Origin of the sequence: Campylobacter sp. P255, from assembly GCF_003627915.1 — a bacterium.
GTDB lineage: Bacteria > Campylobacterota > Campylobacteria > Campylobacterales > Campylobacteraceae > Campylobacter_D.
Genome location: NZ_NREN01000015.1, coordinates 1 through 19,073 on the forward strand (window position 1 = coordinate 1; position 19,073 = coordinate 19,073).

General features: G+C 32.5%; 18 protein-coding genes. 13 read left to right on the forward strand and 5 right to left on the reverse strand.

The window, feature by feature from the left end:
* Positions 1–200 precede the first annotated feature (200 nt).
* Genes CKA54_RS07135 through lepA form a run of 10 tightly spaced genes read left to right on the forward strand, consistent with a single transcriptional unit; the run spans position 201 to position 11,764 of the window.
* Positions 201–638, forward strand: a complete 438-nt coding sequence (locus tag CKA54_RS07135) for a c-type cytochrome (protein ID WP_120760871.1) — start codon at positions 201–203, stop codon at positions 636–638.
* A gap of 16 nt (positions 639–654) precedes the next feature.
* The gene (locus CKA54_RS07140) at positions 655–1,767 is read left to right on the forward strand and encodes an ABC transporter substrate-binding protein (RefSeq protein WP_120760872.1); all 1,113 of its coding nucleotides are present in this window, start codon (positions 655–657) and stop codon (positions 1,765–1,767) included.
* 11 nt (positions 1,768–1,778) lie between these two features.
* Positions 1,779–2,894 carry an ABC transporter substrate-binding protein gene (locus CKA54_RS07145; protein ID WP_120760873.1) on the forward strand — a complete coding sequence of 372 codons (1,116 nt, stop codon included), beginning with the start codon at positions 1,779–1,781 and terminating at the stop codon, positions 2,892–2,894.
* 21 nt (positions 2,895–2,915) lie between these two features.
* Positions 2,916–3,812, forward strand: a complete 897-nt coding sequence (locus CKA54_RS07150) for a branched-chain amino acid ABC transporter permease (RefSeq protein ID WP_120760874.1) — start codon at positions 2,916–2,918, stop codon at positions 3,810–3,812.
* A gap of 1 nt (position 3,813) precedes the next feature.
* Positions 3,814–4,845, forward strand: coding sequence for a branched-chain amino acid ABC transporter permease (locus tag CKA54_RS07155; RefSeq protein WP_120760886.1), 1,032 nt, complete (start codon positions 3,814–3,816; stop codon positions 4,843–4,845).
* Positions 4,842–5,612 carry an ABC transporter ATP-binding protein gene (locus CKA54_RS07160; protein ID WP_120760875.1) on the forward strand — a complete coding sequence of 257 codons (771 nt, stop codon included), beginning with the start codon at positions 4,842–4,844 and terminating at the stop codon, positions 5,610–5,612. The genes CKA54_RS07155 and CKA54_RS07160 overlap by 4 nt, the downstream gene beginning before the upstream one ends.
* A complete protein-coding gene (locus CKA54_RS07165) occupies positions 5,599–6,294 on the forward strand; it encodes an ABC transporter ATP-binding protein (RefSeq protein WP_120760887.1) in 696 nt (231 codons plus the stop codon). The genes CKA54_RS07160 and CKA54_RS07165 overlap by 14 nt, the downstream gene beginning before the upstream one ends.
* A gap of 2 nt (positions 6,295–6,296) precedes the next feature.
* A complete protein-coding gene (ccsB, locus tag CKA54_RS07170) occupies positions 6,297–9,527 on the forward strand; it encodes a c-type cytochrome biogenesis protein CcsB (protein WP_120760876.1) in 3,231 nt (1,076 codons plus the stop codon).
* Between the two features lie 11 nt (positions 9,528–9,538).
* Positions 9,539–9,964 (forward strand): hypothetical protein, encoded by a 426-nt coding sequence (locus CKA54_RS07175; RefSeq protein WP_120760877.1) that lies wholly within the window; start codon positions 9,539–9,541, stop codon positions 9,962–9,964.
* A gap of 3 nt (positions 9,965–9,967) precedes the next feature.
* Positions 9,968–11,764: a translation elongation factor 4 gene (gene lepA / locus CKA54_RS07180; RefSeq protein WP_120760878.1), complete on the forward strand. Its 1,797-nt coding sequence runs from the start codon at positions 9,968–9,970 to the stop codon at positions 11,762–11,764.
* A 27-nt stretch (positions 11,765–11,791) separates the two neighbouring features.
* On the opposite strand, the gene CKA54_RS07185 is transcribed toward lepA, so the two are convergent.
* Positions 11,792–12,412, reverse strand: coding sequence for a hypothetical protein (locus tag CKA54_RS07185; RefSeq protein WP_120760879.1), 621 nt, complete (start codon positions 12,410–12,412; stop codon positions 11,792–11,794).
* A 267-nt stretch (positions 12,413–12,679) separates the two neighbouring features.
* Between CKA54_RS07185 and CKA54_RS07190 the strand changes: the two genes are divergently transcribed.
* Positions 12,680–14,014 (forward strand): MATE family efflux transporter, encoded by a 1,335-nt coding sequence (locus tag CKA54_RS07190; RefSeq protein WP_120760880.1) that lies wholly within the window; start codon positions 12,680–12,682, stop codon positions 14,012–14,014.
* On the opposite strand, the gene CKA54_RS07195 is transcribed toward CKA54_RS07190, so the two are convergent.
* The 4 genes from CKA54_RS07195 to thiD are packed head-to-tail and all read right to left on the reverse strand — an operon-like array spanning position 13,995 to position 16,840.
* Positions 13,995–14,633 (reverse strand): uroporphyrinogen-III synthase, encoded by a 639-nt coding sequence (locus CKA54_RS07195; RefSeq protein ID WP_120760881.1) that lies wholly within the window; start codon positions 14,631–14,633, stop codon positions 13,995–13,997. The two genes, CKA54_RS07190 and CKA54_RS07195, sit on opposite strands and share 20 nt — an antisense overlap.
* The gene (gene thiE / locus CKA54_RS07200) at positions 14,630–15,259 is read right to left on the reverse strand and encodes a thiamine phosphate synthase (protein ID WP_120760882.1); all 630 of its coding nucleotides are present in this window, start codon (positions 15,257–15,259) and stop codon (positions 14,630–14,632) included. The genes CKA54_RS07195 and thiE overlap by 4 nt, the downstream gene beginning before the upstream one ends.
* The gene (gene thiM / locus CKA54_RS07205; protein WP_120760883.1) at positions 15,246–16,028 is read right to left on the reverse strand and encodes a hydroxyethylthiazole kinase; all 783 of its coding nucleotides are present in this window, start codon (positions 16,026–16,028) and stop codon (positions 15,246–15,248) included. Before thiM ends, thiE begins: the two co-directional genes overlap by 14 nt.
* Before the next feature lie 2 nt (positions 16,029–16,030).
* Positions 16,031–16,840 (reverse strand): bifunctional hydroxymethylpyrimidine kinase/phosphomethylpyrimidine kinase, encoded by an 810-nt coding sequence (gene thiD / locus CKA54_RS07210; protein WP_197554575.1) that lies wholly within the window; start codon positions 16,838–16,840, stop codon positions 16,031–16,033.
* 209 nt (positions 16,841–17,049) lie between these two features.
* Here thiD and CKA54_RS07215 point away from each other — a divergent pair, with 209 nt between their 5' ends.
* Both CKA54_RS07215 and CKA54_RS07220 read left to right on the forward strand, forming a co-directional pair.
* Positions 17,050–17,505: a low molecular weight protein-tyrosine-phosphatase gene (locus tag CKA54_RS07215; protein WP_120760885.1), complete on the forward strand. Its 456-nt coding sequence runs from the start codon at positions 17,050–17,052 to the stop codon at positions 17,503–17,505.
* Positions 17,506–17,596: 91 nt separating this feature from the next.
* A partial coding sequence (locus CKA54_RS07220) for a methyl-accepting chemotaxis protein (RefSeq protein WP_143297927.1) occupies positions 17,597–19,073 on the forward strand: 1,477 nt, incomplete at its 3' end.

A 19,073-nucleotide genomic window follows, 5' to 3' on the forward strand; every position in this document is an offset into this window, starting at 1 on the left:
AATTCACTTGGCAATTTTTCCAATAAACTTACTTTATCTTGTATATTTTCCCTTGCAAGTAATCTTAAAATCTTACCTCTATAAGCCTTTACAAAATGACTTAATGCTTTGGAATTTTTTAAAAAAGCATGCATAAATCAAAACTGTTTATTTTTTTTAGATATAATCGAGCTTTATTTATAACTAAAAAAAGGCATATAATGTTACGCTTGTTGATAATTGGCATTTTGTTTATAAATTCTGCAATGGCTTTTAATGTAAAGTCTTTATTTACATATACTTTTAATGACAATATTAGCTATGACCTAGACAAAGCTAAAGAAATATATTTTAAAAACAAATGCAATACCTGTCATGGAGAAAATGGTGAAAAAAATTCCTATGGAATGAAGGCGATCAAAGATTTAAGCCCTGAGGAAATCAAAGGAGCTTTAAAAGATTATGCCAATGGTTATTTCAAAAATCAATCAAGCGATAATATTCAAATGAGCATATATGCTAAAAAATTAAGCGATAGTGATATGAATCATATTATTGCATATTTAAAAGGGCAAAATTTTTCAATAGAGTTAAATCAAAAAGAACTCTTAGAAGAAGAACCTGCTCCCAAAACAAAAAATAATATATTTTTAAAATAACAAAAAGGAGTTTTTTATGAAAAAAAATCTACTACTAGCTAGCTTACTTTGTGCTAGCACAATCTATGCTGCAGAAGTAAAAATAGGCGTGGTTTTACCACTTACTGGGGCTTTAGCAGCTTATGGTAATGATGTATATGAAGGTATCAAACTTGCAAATACCTTAAATCCAAATTTAAAAAATGGTGATAGCGTAAAAATTATTGCTATTGATACTAAAGGTGATAAAATTGAAGCAGCAAGTGCTACCACAAGACTTATATCCCAAGATAAGGTTTTAGGATTAATAGGCGAAGCTGTTACACCAAATACTATGCAAGTTTTATCTATAGCAGAAGAAAGAAAAATACCTGTTATCGCCCCTGTTGCTTCAGGCGATAAACTTTTAGATAAAAAAAGTTATGCTAGTAGAGTATGCTTTATGGATAGTTTCCAAGGAGATAAATTTGCCAACTATGCTTATAAAGATTTAAATTTAAAAAGCGTAGTGGTAATTGTTGATCAAAGTAATGTGTATTCTTTAGGGCTTGCAAGAGCTTTTGAAAAAGAATTCAAAAAAAATGGCGGGAAAATACTTAAAAAATTGACCATTTCTTCGGGCGATAAAGATTTTAAAGCGATTGTATCACAATTAAAAAGCATCAATCCAGACTTCGTATATATGCCAATTTACCATCCTGAAGCAGCTTTAATCGCAAGACAAGCAAAAACAATTGGCTTTAACAAGCTACTTAGTGCAGGCGATGGTGTTAACAATAAAACTTTTATCGAACTTGGCGGAGATGCAGTAAATGGGGTTATATTTACAGATAGTTTTGATTACAACAACCCGCCAACTGATTTATCTAAACAATTCATTGCAGCCTATGAAAAAGATCATGGCACAAAAGAATTACCAGCATTTTCTGCGATGGGTGCAGATGCTTACTATGTAATGATAAATGCGATGAATGAATGCGCTAACAATCTTAACTCTCAGTGCATCAACGAAAAAATTCACTCAACTTCAAATTTTGAAGGTGTTGGTGGGGTTATTAGCATTGATGCTAGTGGCAATGCAAGTCGTTCTGTAGTCATAAAAGAAATACAAGAACAAAAACAAGTTTATAAAACTATTATCAATCCTTGAAAGGTTAAACTATGAAAAAAATTAGTTTTGCTATATGTTCTATTATAGCTGCCAACATCATACAAGCAAAAGAAATTAATATCGGCGTAGTTTTACCACTAACGGGAGCGACTGCAGCTTATGGACAAAGCGCTTTAGATGGGGTAAAAATCGCTAATTCAATGAAAAACACTTTAAGCAATGGCGATACGGTAAATCTTGTTGTGGTTGATACCAAAGGTGATAAAATAGAAAGTGCGAATGCTAGCACAAGATTAGTTTCACAAAACAAAGCCTATGCCTTAATCGGAGAAATGCTCACAGCAAATACTCTACAAGTAATTAGAATTGGTGAAGAAAAAAAGATCCCTGTTGTAGCTCCTGCGGCCACAGCAGATAAAATTTTAAATAAAAAATTATACGCAAGTAGAGTTTGCTTTATGGATAGCTTTCAAGGCTCATCTTTGGCAGCATATATTAAAAATAAGCTAAACTACACCAAAGCTGTAATCATTAGTGATCAAAGCGCTGATTATTCTTTAGGTTTAACAAGGGCTTTTGAAAAAGAATTCAACAAGCAAGGTGGAAAAATTTTAGATAAATTTAGAATTACCGCTGGCGATAAAGATTTTAAAGCTATACTTTCACAAATTAAAAATTTAAAACCTGACTTTATTTATCTACCTGTATATTATACCGAAGCATCTTTATTTGCTCGTCAAGCAAAAGCCATGGGTATTAATATCCCAATGGGTTCAGCAGATGGTGTAGCAGATGAAACCTTTATCAATCTTGCACAAGATGCAGCAGAAGGGTATTTATTTACTGATAGCTTTGACTATAACAACCCACCAACCAATCTTTCAAAAGATTTTATCTTGGCGTATGAGAAAGAAAAACAAAGTAAAGAAGTACCAAATTTCACAGCTATGGGCGCAGATGCTTACTTTGTTATTTTTGAAGCAATGCAAAAATGTGTCAATAATTTCACAAGCGAATGTATTAATAATAATATTCATGCGACTTCTAAATTTGAAGGAGTTAGCGGGGTTATTAGTATCGATAAAAGCGGCAATGCCACACGTTCGATCGTAATAAAATCAATAGAAAATCAAAAACAAGTATATAAAGATACGATTTTACCGTAAATAAATTTTTTAAGAGGTTCAATGGATAGTTCTTTAATTTTACAGCAAATAATCAACGGTTTTAGCTTAGGTAGTATGTATGCGCTAATCGCTATAGGCTATACAATGGTCTATGGCGTTTTAAGACTCATCAATTTCGCACACGGTGATATCATGATGGTAGGTGCATACACAGCTTTATTTTGTGTAACAAGTATGAATGTACCATTTTTAGGTGCTTTATCCCTTGCTATGCTTTTTGCAGCAGCTTTAGGTATTGCTATTGACAGAGTGGCTTATAAACCTTTACGAAAAGCGCCTAGAATTTCATTACTTATCACAGCTATAGGTATAAGCTTTTTAGTACAAAATGTCTTCAATGTTTTATTTGGTTCTACACCAAAATACTTTCCTGTACCAAGTTATCTTGAAACAGTTATTCATTTTAACAATATCAGCGTTAGTATCAATACTATCTTGGTGCCAATTTTGACATTTTTCATACTACTAGCAGTTTTATTTATACTTTATAAAAGCAAATACGGTATTGCAATTAGGGCTTTAGCCTTTGATATTCACACTGTAAATTTAATGGGTATTGATGCAAACCGTATTATAGCCATTGTATTTGCATTAGGTTCGGCTTTAGCTGCCGTGGGCGGAATTTTTTGGGCAGTGAGCTATCCTTCGGTTGAACCTAGTATGGGAACTCTTATTGGGCTTAAAGCTTTTGGTGCTGCCGTATTAGGAGGGATCGGTTCTGTAGCAGGAGCGGTTTTAGGGGGCTTGATTATAGGTTTTACAGAAGTAGTTGTGGTTGCTATTTTTCCTGATCTTTCTGGTTTTAAAGATGCCTTTGCTTTTATCTTTTTGGTGTTAATTTTATTATTTAAACCAACAGGAATTTTAGGTATTAATTTTGAAAAAAGTAGGTTTTAATATGGTTGCAAGAAAAATCACACATTTAAGTTTTTTTATTATAGCGCTTGCTTTTCTTTTTATCTCTCCTTATTTTTTCAATGATTATAAAATAGGAATTTTAAGCAATATTGCTATTTTTGTTATTTTAGCTGTAAGCTATAATCTTATCAATGGTGTTACAGGACAGTTTTCATTAGAACCAAATGGTTTTGTAGCTATAGGAGCATATGTTGCTGCTTTGGTTTTACTCACAAGCGAAAGTAAAATTGATCAATTTTCCTTAGAAGATCCAAGTAGCTTTATCTTAATGATACATTCACCAAGCTTCATTGTAGCTTTGCTTGCAGCCGGTTTTTGCGCAATGCTGTTATCATTGATTCTAGCCTTTGCGGTTTTTAGAGTTAGAGGGGATTATCTTGCTATTGTAACTCTAGGCTTTGGTATTATTATTAAGCTAATGGCGATTAATTTTGCATCTGTTACCAATGGATCTTTAGGTTTAAATGATATTCCTAAGCATACTACTTTGTATTGGAGTGGCGGTATTGCCATATTCTCTGTAATTATTATTTTAAATATCGTTAGTTCTAAATTTGGTAGAGCTATGAAAGCAGTCAGAGATGATGAAGATGCAGCTTTAGCAATGGGTATTAATACTTTTAATATCAAAACCTTAGCTTTTAGCACTTCAGCTTTTTTAGAAGGCGTTGGAGGAGGCTTGTTAGCTTGTGCTTTAGCTTCAGTTTCACCAGAGCAATTTGACTTTTTATTTACTTTCCAGCTTTTAATCATTATTGTACTGGGTGGTTTAGGTTCAACTACCGGAGCTATAATAGGTGCTATTATCGTAATAGGTGGAAGTGAATATTTAAGATTCTTAGATGAAAGTATGAATATCTTTGGCTATGAAACACCACCTATGCCAGGTCTTAGAATGGTTGTTTTTTCTATTATATTGATTTTAGTCATGCTTTTTGCAAGAAGAGGGATTATGGGGGATAAAGAATTGACAGATATTTTATTTAAGTTTTCTAAAAGGAAGAAAAAATGATTTTAGAACTTAAAGCAATTCATAAAAACTTTGGTGGCGTTACTGCGATCACCAACACTTCTTTTTCTATAAGAGAAAAAGAAATATTTGGACTCATTGGCCCAAATGGTGCAGGTAAAACCACTCTTTTTAATATCATCACAGGAAACTACAAACCAAGTAGCGGAGAAGTGTTTTTTTTAGGTAAAAAAATTGATCAATTAAAGCCCCATAAAATCGTACACTTAGGTATCGCAAGAACCTTTCAAAATATTAGGCTTTTTTCGAGCATGAGTGTTTTAGACAATGTCTTAATTGGTTTTGATCAAAGCATCAAATATAGCATTTTTGAAGCTTTCTTACACCTAGGAAGATATTCCAAAGCAGAAAAAAATGCTAAAAAAGCAGCTTATGAAATTTTAGAGCAACTCAATATCGCGCATTTAGCAGAAGAAAAAGCTACAAGTTTAAGTTATGGTCAACAAAGAAAAGTTGAGATCGCAAGAGCGTTGGCAACAAATCCCAAGCTTTTATTGCTTGATGAGCCTGCAGCAGGAATGAACTCAACCGAAAGCGATGATTTAGCTGAATTGATTTTTAACATTAGAGATCATAGAGGTATTAGTGTTTTATTAATCGAACATGATATGAAATTTGTTAACAAGCTTTGTGATAGGGTTATGGTACTTGATTATGGTAAAACCATTTTTGAAGGAAAGCCTCATGATGCAGTACAAAACCCTGAGGTAATTAGTGCTTATTTGGGAGATTTTAATGCTAGTAGTTAAAGATTTACACGTATATTATGGCTTGATAGAGGCAATTAAAGGTATTGATTTTACTATAAAAACAGGAAGTATAGTTAGTCTAATAGGTTCTAATGGCGCGGGTAAAACTTCTACGCTTAATGCCATGCTTAATTGTGTTAAAAAAACCGGGGAAGTAAGTTTTTTAGGCTATGACACCCAAAGACACTTACCGCACACTTTAGTTCAAAAAGGTATTGCTTTAGTGCCTGAAGGAAGAAGAGTTTTTATCAATCTTACCATAGAAGAAAATTTAAAAATCGGTGCCTTTAATAATGCGGAAAATTATGAACACCTTAAAAATCAAATGTATAGACTTTTCCCAAGGTTAAAAGACAAAAGAAATGCACTCGCTGGTACACTTAGTGGCGGAGAGGCGCAAATGCTAGCTATCTCAAGAGCACTTATGAGCGAACCTAAACTCTTAATGCTAGATGAGCCTTCCTTGGGTTTAGCACCTAAAATTGTAGGTGAAGTTTTTGATATTATCGTTAAATTAAAAGAAGAAGGTATTACGATTTTACTAGTAGAGCAAAATGCATTCTCTGCCCTAAAAATAAGCGATTATGCTTATGTTTTAGAAAATGGCAAAATAGCTATGCATGCTCCTGCGAAAGATCTCATAGGAAATGATGAGATTAGAAAAAAATATCTAGGAGCATAATCATGAAAAGACAACTTTTGGCTTTTGGAGATATTAAAATTTCTATTTTTTTATTTTTAATTTTTGCCCTATTTTGTGCTTTAGCTACTTTTATTGAAAGTGCTTATAATACACCAACAGCTTGGGCAATGATCTATGGTACTTCTTGGTTTGGTTTTATACAACTCATACTTGGAATTAACCTTTTAGCGGCTCTTTTTAAATACAAAATGTTCAACAAGAAAAAAATACCGCTGTTAATTTTTCATATCTCATTTTTATTTATCTTGTTAGGTTCTGCCATGACTAGATACACAGGATTTGAAGGAAATTTACACATTAGAGAAAATGAAAAAAACAACATCATAGAAACTTCAAAAAGCTATATCTACATAGCAACTTTAAAAGATGATAAAGTATATAGCGCCTCAAAATCTGAATATATCGCAACCTTGCCTTTTGTAAACGATTTTTCATTTGATTTGATTTTACCAGATGAAAAAGCTCAAATTGCATATGAAAATTTAATTCTAGATGCAAAAGAAATTTTCATAGATGATAATCACTCTGCACCGCTGTTGTCTTTAATGCTTTCAAAAAATAACGAATCAAAAGAACTTCTTTTTCAAGCAGGTGATGTAGAAAATATTGATGGGGTTAATATTGCTTTTTTAAATGATACTGTACCAAGTCCTTATATCAAAATCGATAAAGATTTAAAAATCAGTGCTGATTTTGACTTAAAATACATGTCAATGAGCGATGGAAAAGAAAATGTTTTAAAGGCAAAGCAAAAAGCACAAGCTAAAGATTTAAGACTGTACTCTTTCAATGACATTAATCTTGTTGTTAAATTTGCTTCACTGCATGGTAAAAAAACTTTAGAAGGTGTTAACCAAGCTCAAGATGAAAGCTTTTTAACTTGGTTTAAAAATAGCTGGATAGAACTCAGTCGCAATGCTTTAATATCTTTATTTGGCGAGCCAAAATATTGGAATAATGCACTATTAAACCACGTTAAAGATTTTGCACAAAGCACTCAATACATGCCAACCCAACTTTCAGACAATGCTATCAATGCATTAAAATTAAAACTAAGTTACAAAGGTGAGTCCAAGGAAGTCTTTTTAGTAGAATACAACTCGCCTATTCGTATTGATGTAGCAGGTCAGCCTTTCTTTTTAAGATGGGGTCCTAAAGGAATAGAAATGCCATTTGAAATGTATCTAAAAGATTTTGAATTAGAACGCTATCCTGGTTCTATGTCTCCTATGTCTTATGCAAGTTATGTAGAAATTGACAATGCGGATAAAAAATTAGAATACAAAATATTCATGAATAATGTCTTAGACTATCAAGGCTATAGATTTTATCAAAGCTCTTATGATCAAGATGAGCTTGGTACCATACTTTCAGTTAACAAAGATCCAGGGAAAATTCCAACCTATATTGGGTATTTTTTACTTACACTAGGAATGTTTTTAAATATTTTAAATCCTCACTCAAGGTTTAGAACCCTAGCTAGATTAATCAACCAAGACACACTAAAAAAGACTAGTGTTGTTTTAGCTTTCGCTTTCATGCTATTTAGCACATCTAATTTACATGCGATTGAGCCTATTAAGGTTGATGAAAACCACGCCAAAGAACTTGCTTCTTTAGTAGTACAAAAGCCTGATGGTAGAATGGTGCCTTTTAATACTCTAGCTATGGAAGTATTAGAAAAAATTCACAAAAGCACAACTTTCCAAGGTCAAAGCGCAGAAGCAACCATTATATCAATGATTTTTGATGGAAGTGCATGGTATGATAAAGACATCATTTTCATGCCAACTAGTCGCTTAGTAAATGATGAAATTTCTAAAATTTTAGGCATTGAGCCTAGGTCTTATACTAGCTTTAAAGATTTTTTCACAACCGATTCTTATAAACTACAAAAATACGTAGAAAATGCCAACAGAAAAAATCCAAACCGCAGAAGTGTTTTTGATAAAGAAATCATCAAGCTTGATGAAAGAGTTAATATTGTAAATTTGATTTTTTCAGGTGATATTTTTAGATTTATTCCTTTACAAAATAGCACCAACAATCAGTGGATTGCGCCGCGCGAAGCTTATATTGGTTTAAAAGGCGAAGAAGGTGCGGAAGTAAGACTTATCTTAGAAAATTACTTCAAGGCAGTGAGCAACTCCCTTGCTCATAATAACTGGGAAGAAGCAACTAAAAATCTAAATATCATCAAAGATTATCAGGCAAAATACGGCCATGAAGTTATGCCAAGTGCTAAAAAAATTAGCACCGAAATCTTTTTCAATAAAAGTCAAATTTTTGTAAACCTAGCACCTCTTTACTTGTGTGCAGGATTTTTGCTTTTGATTATTGTTTTTATCAAAATGCTTATGCCAAAAATCCGTATTGATTTTATTTTTAAATGTGTTTATGTGTTTAACATCGTAGCATTTTCCATCCATACCCTAGGCTTGGCTTTGCGTTGGTATATAGCAGGCCGCGCACCATGGAGCAATGCTTATGAGAGTATGGTTTATATCGCTTGGGCTTTATCTTTATCTGGTATTTTCTTCTCAAGAAAAAGCCCTATTGCGCTATCGCTAACTTCAATTTTAGCTGGGGTTACCTTAGGAGTAGCTCATCTTAGTCAAATGGACCCACAAATTACTAATTTAGTTCCTGTATTACAGTCTTATTGGTTAACCATACATGTTTCAGTTATTACTGCTAGTTATGGATTCTTGGGATTATGTGCGTTGTTGGGTATCTTTGTACTTATTTTGTTGTGTATGTTAAAAGTTAATGGAAAACACAATGAAAACATCTTAAGAAACATCACAGAAGCAACAAGAATTAACGAAATGGCAATGATTTTAGGACTTTGCTTACTCACTGTGGGAAATTTCTTGGGTGCTATATGGGCAAATGAAAGTTGGGGAAGATACTGGAGCTGGGATTCTAAAGAAACTTGGGCATTAATTAGTATTTTAGTTTATGCAGCTATTTTACACATTAGAATGGTTCCAAAATGGGCAAATCAATACACTTTTGCTGTATGCTCTATGTTTGCTTATTGGGTAATCATTATGACTTATTTTGGTGTAAATTACTTTTTAACTGGTATGCACTCTTACGCAGCGGGTGATTCTGTAAAAATTCCTGATTATGTGTATTGGGGCTTTTTATTCATGGTATTGTTAAGCTTAATAAGTCGATCTAAAAAATCTTACGCAAGAAAATTATAAGAAAGGAATAAATGAATAATACTCTTTTTGTTTTTTTAATTATTGCTTTAGTGGTGGTTATTGCACTTGGAGTTATTTTGATTTTATTTTTTACACACAAAGACAAACAACCCAACAAAACCAACATAAACAAAACTCCAAAAATAAGCGGCATAGAAGATTTTATCTCCAAAGCCAATGCCGCAAAAAATTCACAAGAAATTCAAGCATTAATCTTGCAATTTCTCAATTCACAAAAACTCGGATCTAATCCAAAAGATAGTGCAACCAAAAGAAAGCTTGATTTCATAAGCGCTATCTCAGCTAATGCCAATGCTACCCCTAAAAACATCTCTTTTTTAAACAATGAACTAAAAAAAAGATATAGCGTCTTAAAAAAAGAAATCGATGCATATGAACAAATAGGTTTAGCAAAAAGAAAAATGAGACAATCTTAAGGTTTGCAAATGAAAAATATTAGAAATTTCTCCATTATAGCCCATATTGACCATGGTAAAAGCACTCTAGCTGATAGAATTATTAGTGAATGTGGAGCCATTAGCGATAGACAAATGAGTGCACAGGTGATGGATACCATGGATATAGAAAAAGAACGTGGTATAACCATTAAAGCTCAATCAGTACGCTTAAACTATAGGTTAAACAACGAGGAATATATACTCAATCTAATCGATACTCCAGGCCATGTTGACTTTTCATATGAAGTAAGTCGCTCTTTGGCAAGTTGCGAAGGTGCATTGCTTGTCGTAGATGCTTCTCAAGGTGTTGAAGCACAAACTATCGCAAATGTATATATAGCTTTAGAAAATAATCTTGAGATCATTCCAGTTATCAACAAAATCGATCTTCCATCGGCTGATATTGAAAAAGTCAAACACGAAATCGAACATATCATAGGAATTGACTGCTCTAATGCTATTTGCGTTAGTGCAAAAACAGGTGTGGGTATACAAGAACTGATAGAAACCATCATTACCAAAGTTCCTGCTCCAAAAACAGATGATGAAGCTCCTACAAAAGCTTTGATTTATGATTCATGGTTTGATAACTACTTGGGTGCTTTAGCACTTGTGAGAATTTATGAAGGAAATATCGCTAAAAATGATGAAGTTTTGGTTATGAGCACCGATAAAAAACATCTCGTGCAAGATCTTTTCTACCCTCACCCACTAAGCCCTATTAAAACAAAAAAATTAGAATCTGGTGAAGTGGGCGTGATCGTACTTGGGTTAAAAAATGTAGCCGATGTTCAAGTGGGCGACACCATCACTTTAACTAAAAATAAAGCAAAAGAAGCCATAGGTGGATTTGAAAAAGCAAAAGCTTTTGTCTTTGCGGGATTATATCCCATAGAAACAGATAAATTTGAAGATCTTAGAGATGCTTTGGATAAATTAAAACTTAATGATAGTTCTATCACATACGAACCCGAAACCTCTCTAGCTTTAGGTTTTGGCTTTAGAGTTGGCTTTTTAGGTCTTTTACATATGGAAGTTATTAAAGAAAGACTTGAACGCGAATTTAATCTTGATCTAATCGCTACTGCGCCAACCGTTACTTACGAAATTTACCAAACCGATGGAGAGATTTTAAAAATTCAAAACCCAAGCGAACTACCTCCTGTTAATAAGATTGATCATATTAAAGAACCTTATGTAAAAGCTACCATTATCACACCAAGTGAATATCTAGGCAATCTCATCACATTATTAAACCGCAAACGTGGTATGCAAGTAAAAATGGACTATATCACTCCTGAACGCGTGCTACTAGAATACGATATACCTTTAAATGAAATTGTTATGGATTTTTACGACAAACTTAAATCACTCACTAAAGGTTATGCGAGTTTTGATTATGAGCCGATTGAATTTAGAGTAGGAGATCTTGTCAAGCTTGATATTAAAGTCGCTGGAGAAAATGTTGATGCGCTTAGTATTATAGTGCCTAATGAAAAAGCATTAAGCAAAGGCAGAGAGTTAGTAAAAGCAATGAAAGAAATTGTTCCAAGACAACTTTTTGAAGTTGCTATTCAAGCAAGCATAGGCAATAAAATCATCGCAAGAGAAAATGTCAAATCTATGGGTAAAAATGTAACCGCAAAATGCTATGGAGGAGATATCACTAGAAAAAGAAAGCTTCTTGAAAAACAAAAAGAAGGTAAAAAAAGAATGAAAGCCATTGGCAAAGTACACTTGCCACAAGAGGCATTTTTAAGTGTTTTAAAAATAGACTAATCCCTAGTATTACACTAGGGATATAAATCAAGCATTGATATCTAAAGAATTTCCACCCAATTCATTAATTTTTTGAGTGACTTTTTCAATAGCCTTATCAATTGTCTCATAGCTTATATCAGGAAGTTTACCACCCCACATTTTTTCCGCTTGCGCAAATCCTGCTTTTAAGCCTTCTAGACCTTTTTGAAGTTTTTCCATATCTTCACCAGCCCCATTAATAACAAAATCAGCCAATCTTTGAGATGTTTTTGCTACACCAAAATACCCATCTTCACCAACAAGTTCTTTTGCTTCATCAGCGCTTAAACCAAGTATATCCTTACCCTCATAACCCGTAGCACTAAAATCTACATTAGACAAAATCGCTGTTAAAGAATCCTGAGAATAAGCACCTTGAAAAATACCTGCTTGCGCTAGGTTGTTTGACGAGCCTACATTAAATGCTTGCTGCATAAAACTTATAGTGTAAAGTTCAGTAATTCCTTTACCACCTATACTAGCAAGCTTACTTAGCTTTTTCTCATCAATATCTTTTGTGCTATTAGCACTTTTAGTATTGGCATCTTCAAGCTTTGTATTCAAATCAGCCTTCCTATTGCTAACTTGCGACTCTGCTGCCACACGCGAATACGAATTTATTTGCATCCTTGCTCCTTTTTTTGTGGGTTTTAGAAAATCGGATATTTACTATTAAAATTTACATTAAGGTAAAAATAAAGCCTTTTATCATATAATATTTGCATTATATTAACTATAATAGGATTTTTAAAATCAGGTGAATTATGTTTTTCAAAGATTATTTTATTGAAATTTCAGATCCATATTTTAAAGATACTATAGAAGGCATTGAATCTCTTTATTAGCTTATTTTATTCAAAACCTCATGAATAATAAAATTAATAAGGAAAATTTATGTCATTACATCATTTTTATACTAATTTAAACCCTACCGTATTGTTTTACAAATGCGCTTTACCTAATATGGCAAGTGCAGCTTTTATATATTTTTATGTTATCGTAGATGGAATTTTTGTTGGTAGATATCTTGGCACAGATGCTTTAGCTGCTATGAATTTAGTTTTGCCTTTTATTATGATTAGTTTTGCCTTAGCTGACATGATTGCCATTGGGTCATCTGTACAAATTGCAATCAATCTAGGCAAAGGCAAAATCGAAAAAGCAAGGCGTATTTTTTCTTTTTGCATAGTGTTGATTTTTGGAATTTCTTGTCTTATGGGTCTTCTTGGCTTTTTTCTAGCAAAACCTTTAAGCGCTTTCATGGGTGCTGATGAAAATGTACAAGAATTATCAGCTGAATATATGCAAATTTTTGCTTTGTTTGCTCCTTTTACCATGTTAGCTTTTGCGATGGACAACTATCTTCGGATTTGTGGAAAAACTTTTTATAGTATGTTTGTTAACATCGTTATCGCATTAAGTAATATCATCTTAGATTGGCTTTTTATCGTTGTCTTTGGCTGGGGACTTTTTTCAGCCGCTTTAGCAACATGCATAGGAATGCTCTTAGGAACAGTTTTAAGTTTTATACCTTTCATAATAAAAGATCTCGTTTTGAAATTTAAAAAACCTATGATTAGCTTTAAAATTCTAAAGAATATCATCTATAATGGCTCTTCTGAATTTTTTTCCAATATCTCAAGCTCTCTTTATACGATCATAGCCAATGCTATTTTACTCAAAATATCAGGAAATGAAGCTTTAGCGGCATTTTCTATCATTCTTTATCTAAGTTCTTTTGCCTTTGCATTAATACTATCAATGTGCGATGCAATGCAACCTGCTATTAGCTACAACTATGGTTACAAAAACACTCCAAGAATTAAAATGATATTCAAAAGAATGCTTTTTGCTTCGTGTGCCTTAGGATTGTTTTTATTTATTAGTGTGTATTTTTACAATGCATATATCGTTTCATTTTTTAATAAAGATGATAATACCGAATTTGCTCTTTTGGCCCAAAATGCATTAATGCTATTTTCTTTTTCATTTTTACTTAGCTGGCTTAGCAAGCTAAGTGCATCATTTTTCACATCACTAGATAAACCTATGCTTTCTCTTGCTATTTCGATCACACAAAGTTTAATCTTGCCTTTTATATTTATTCAAATTCTATCACATTATTTTGGACTTAATGGAGTATGGATTGCTTCATTTGCAAGTGAAATTTGTATGGTTTTTATCGCTTGTGCATTATTATATAAAACCTTTAAAGATCTAAACTCTTAGCTAATTTTATGCAAGAGTTGAGATCTTGCTCCTTGCATAAATACAAATTTGGAAAATTTTGAAGTTTTAATGCCGTACTTTTCCCTATAACTACAACCTTGTCATTTTTCTCTAAATGAAAAAAATTCAAAAATCTTTCAACACTTGAAGGAGCGCTAAAAATAAACACGCTAGGATGATGAATTTGCTCCTGATTTATCTTAGGCTTTAAGCTAATGTTTTCATATACAACAACCTGCTCTAATGCGACACCTTCTTTCAACAAATACTCATCTAAGCCTGAGCAAATTTCTCTAGCTCTTAAGTAGAGACATTTTTTATTTTTAAACTCATGTAAATATTCACTTGCTAAATTTTTACCATAAGCTTTGGTGGGAAATTTTACATTTTTAAAACCAAATTCTTTTGCATAATTAGCGCTTTTTTCACCCACAGCATATACCATCGTGTCAAAATTAATTTTACTTTTACTAAGCTTCAATGCTTTTAAAGCATTTTTAGAACTGATAATCAAGCAATCAAATTTTGAAAAGTCAACTTCAAAATCAAGATAATTAATTTGACTTAATTGGATAGTCTCCACACCTTCAAATTTTTTATCACCGATAAAATAAATCATGTATTACCTAAAAATATATCATTATAAGTATTTCTTAAATTTACACTAGCCATATAAGGATCTTTTGCTTGCATGATAGCTCTAACCACCGCAACTCCTTGAATATCACATCCTTGAAGCATATTTAAATTACTCTCACTAATCCCACCAATCGCTACCACGGGTAAGGTGCTAAGATTTGCTATTTCTCTTAAGCCTTCCACCCCAAGCACAGTACAATCTTGCTTGCTCGGTGTAGCAAAAACAGCCCCTACTCCAAGATAAGTCGCACCTTGAATATTATCAAGTTCACTTTTATGATTGATCGTAAGCCCAATGATCTTATCCTCTCCTAAAAGCTCTCTAGCTCTTTTTAATGGCATATCTTTTTGACCTATATGCACTCCTTGTGCATTTACCCCCATAGCAATATCAATCCTATCATTTATCACCAAAGGAGTGTTGTATTTTTCACACAACACCTTAACCTTTAAAGCAAGATTATAAAATTCTAAAGTACTAAGATCTTTTTCTCTAAGTTGTAAAATATCAATTCTTGCTTTTAAAGAAGCTTCTAGAATATTCAAAAATTCCACTTCGCTTTTGGCACCCTTGCTTGCAACTAGATAAATTTTAAATGAATTCATATTGTGCCTTATTTTTGATTTTTTCATCGTTTAAATTACTCAACGCATCGATTAAATTTACTCTAAAACTACCGCTTCCATTTGAATTTTCTTGTGCTAGTTCACTAGCTATACCAAAACTCAACAAAGCATACAAACTCGCTTCAAATTTATCCTCCAAAATTCCAGCAAAAGCACCACATAAAGAACCACACATGCAACCCGCACCTGTTATTTTTGCAGCCATAGGCGATCCATTATAAATTTTAGCTATTTTATCTTCACTGATAATATAGTCCACCTTGCCAGTTACGGCTAAAATCCTTTTGGTTTTTTTAGCATATTCTCTTGCTTTTTCCAAAAACTCATCATGAATAATAAAAGTATTATCCACACCTCTAGCTTTTCCATCTAAACCAATTACACTTGCCATTTCAGATGCGTTTGCTTTTATAATGCAAACACCTTTTAAACCAAGCAATTCATAACTAATTTGATCTCTTGCTTTGCTTACACCCAAAGCAACTGGATCAAGCACTATACTTTTGTTTAAAGCGGCATATTCCTTAATCGCCTTTAACATGGAATTTGCAATAAGCTGATTAATAGTACCTGTATTTAAAACCAAAGCTGAACTTATCTTAGCAAAATCGGCTTGCTCTTCATAAAAATCCGCCATCGCAGCACTTGCGCCAATGGCAATTGTTGCATTAGCACAATCATTAACGCTAACATAGTTTGTGATATGATGAATTAAAGGTTGTTTTTCTCTTAATGCTTGAATGATCATTTTTATTCCTTTTCTAACATAAAAAAATGATTCGTTGGGCCACAACCCTTACCAAGTGATAATGAATGCAAAATTGCCCCATATACATATTCTTTAGCAAGTTTTACAGCTTCATGCTTTGTCTTACCTAAAGCAAGATTGCTAGCTATTGCTGAACTTAATGTACACCCGGTGCCATGTGTATTTTTTGTATCAATCTTTTCAGCTTTAAAAATATTAAACACCTCTCCATCATAAAAAACATCATTAGTGTTTTCTTTGCTATGCCCTCCTTTTACCAAAACACTTTTTGCACCTTCTTGGTGTAATTTTATAGCTGCTTTTTTCATATCATCTTCATTGTGAATTTTAAAGCCACATAAAAACTCAGCTTCAGGAATATTTGGAGTAAGCACATCCGCTAAAGGTAAAATCTCTTCTTTAAAGAATTGACAATTTTCCAAAGGCATTAACGCATAGCCATTTTTAGCAAACATAACAGGATCAATCACTACATTTTTAGCTTGAAAATGCAATAAATTTTCTTTCACGCAAGTGATGATTTCTTTGGAGCCGAGCATACCGACTTTCACAGCCATTGGTTCTATATCTTCATATACAGCTAGCATTTGTTCATTGATAATTGAAATGGGTATATCAAAAGATGAAATAACTCTTGCGGTATTTTCAGCTACCACACTTAAAATCACACTCATACCAAACAAATGGTGTGCGCTAAAAGTTTTTAGATCAGCTTGCACCCCTGCTCCACCGCTACAATCACTTCCGGCTATCGTCAAAATAGGAATTTTAGTTTTAGTTTTTGCTTGTATCATTATTTATCCTTTTTTATTAAAAAGGAAAGTTTTTGCAAGAATTCAAAGTTTGCATTACCAAACTTCTCAAGGGTCGAAGTTAAACTTCCTCTCAGCAAAAGCTCCCCACTTGTTAAAAATTATATCTTAGTTTTTATTAACCTTAAAAAATATTTTTAATTACTGCTATAATTTTAATAAAACTACACATTTTTTGAGGAAAAATTATGACTAAAATTATTTTTGTATGTTTAGGAAATATTTGTCGCTCCCCTATGGCCGAGTTTATTATGAAAGATCTTGTCAATAAAGCTAATTTAAATGATCGTTTTAGCATATGCAGCGCAGGAACTTCAGGTTATCACGATGGAGAAGATATGCACCATCAAACCAAAGCATTACTACATAGAAAAAATATTAATACTAAAGGATTTTATAGTCGAAAATTAAATGCTTTAATGTGTGAAGAAAACAACCTTATCGTTGTAATGGATAATGCAAATTACAATGATGTTGTTAAAAATTTTCCAAATTATAAACATAAAATTCAAAAAATTACATCATATGCAAAAGATTTAGGATACAATGAAGTTCCTGATCCTTGGTATAGTGGAGATTTTAACGAAACTTATATGATACTTTCTAAAGCTTGTGATGGTTTACTTCGCTTTTTAAATAATTAAAATTATTTAAATTAAATTTATAATAGTTTTTTATTTTTAGTGATATAATAACAATTTTAAATCTTAGAATAATGCAAAAGGAGCTTATTTAATGAAAAGTATTAAACTAAAAATTTCATTAATTGCGAACATTATTGCTATAGTATGTCTAATTATTTTGGGCATAGTTAGCTTTATTTTTACCAAAAAAGCTTTAAACTATGAAGTAGTTAAAGCAGAAACAAACTATGTAAGAGTTGCTGAAAAATCTATGAGAGATTTCAAAAGCATCAATTCCCATACACTTGAAAAACTTGCACAATCTATCACCAAGCTTCCTTATAGTGATCTTGATACCCAAGAAAAACTAATGGAAAATACCGGTAATCTACTAAAAGCTGTTAGAGATATGAACAGCTATTTGGCAGTTTACATAGCTCAACCAAACGGGGAGTTAATCGTAAGTGATCCTGATAGCGATAGCAAAGGCTTAGATTATGGAACTTATGGAAAAGCTGATAATTACGATGCAACAACAAGGGAATTTTATATAGAAGCTAGAAGAAAAAATGGCTTATATATTACCGCAGCATATATTGATGCAACAACAGGCTTACCGTGCTTTACTTATGCAATGCCATTAGTTAAAGATGGTAAATTTATAGGTGTTTTAGCTATCGATGTTTTAGTTAAAGACTTACAGACTGAATTTAGCGAACTTCCTGGAAGAACTTTTGTGTACGACCAAGCTTACACAGTATTTGCTTCAACTGATAAATCACTAATTGGTGGAGAAAAAACAAATCCAGATATTCTTACAGTAGCTAAAGCATATGAAAAAGCTGGAGATTATAATATATTTAACTATGCTACTCAAAATGGACAAAACCGCTTCGGAATTTGTGTAAAAATCGATGATTACACCACTTGTGCGGGTGAAAACATTGAAGTTATCGAAGCACCTGCTTTAAAAATAGCATACATCCAAACTTCCATTGTTGTTTTCACAAGTATTGCTAGTATTATTCTACTTTACTTTATCATTTCTTATTATTTATCACCACTTCAAGCCATTCAAAGAGGTCTTAACTCTTTCTTTGATTTTATCAATCATAAAACTAAAGATTCAGCTATGATTGATGTAAAAAGCAATGATGAACTTGGTGCTATAGCTAAAGCCATTAATGAAAACATCACTAAAACTAAAAATGCATTAGAACAAGATGCTAAAGCAGTAGAACAATCAGTAGATACAGCCAAAGAAATAGAAAGTGGTAATCTAACAGCAAGAATTACTGCAATTCCTAGCAACCCACAATTACTTGAACTTAAAAACTACATCAATGAAATGCTTAATGTATTAGAACAAAAAGTAGGTTCTAATATGAATGAAATTAATAGAGTATTTGATAGCTATAAAGCATTAGACTTTACTACTGAAGTTAAAAATGCTAAAGGTGGAGTTGAAGTAACTACAAATGTATTAGGTCAAGAAATTGTAGCTATGTTAAGACAATCATCTGAATTTGCTTCTTTATTAGCAGATGAAAGTGGTAAATTACAAAGTGCGGTTAAAAACCTAACTGATT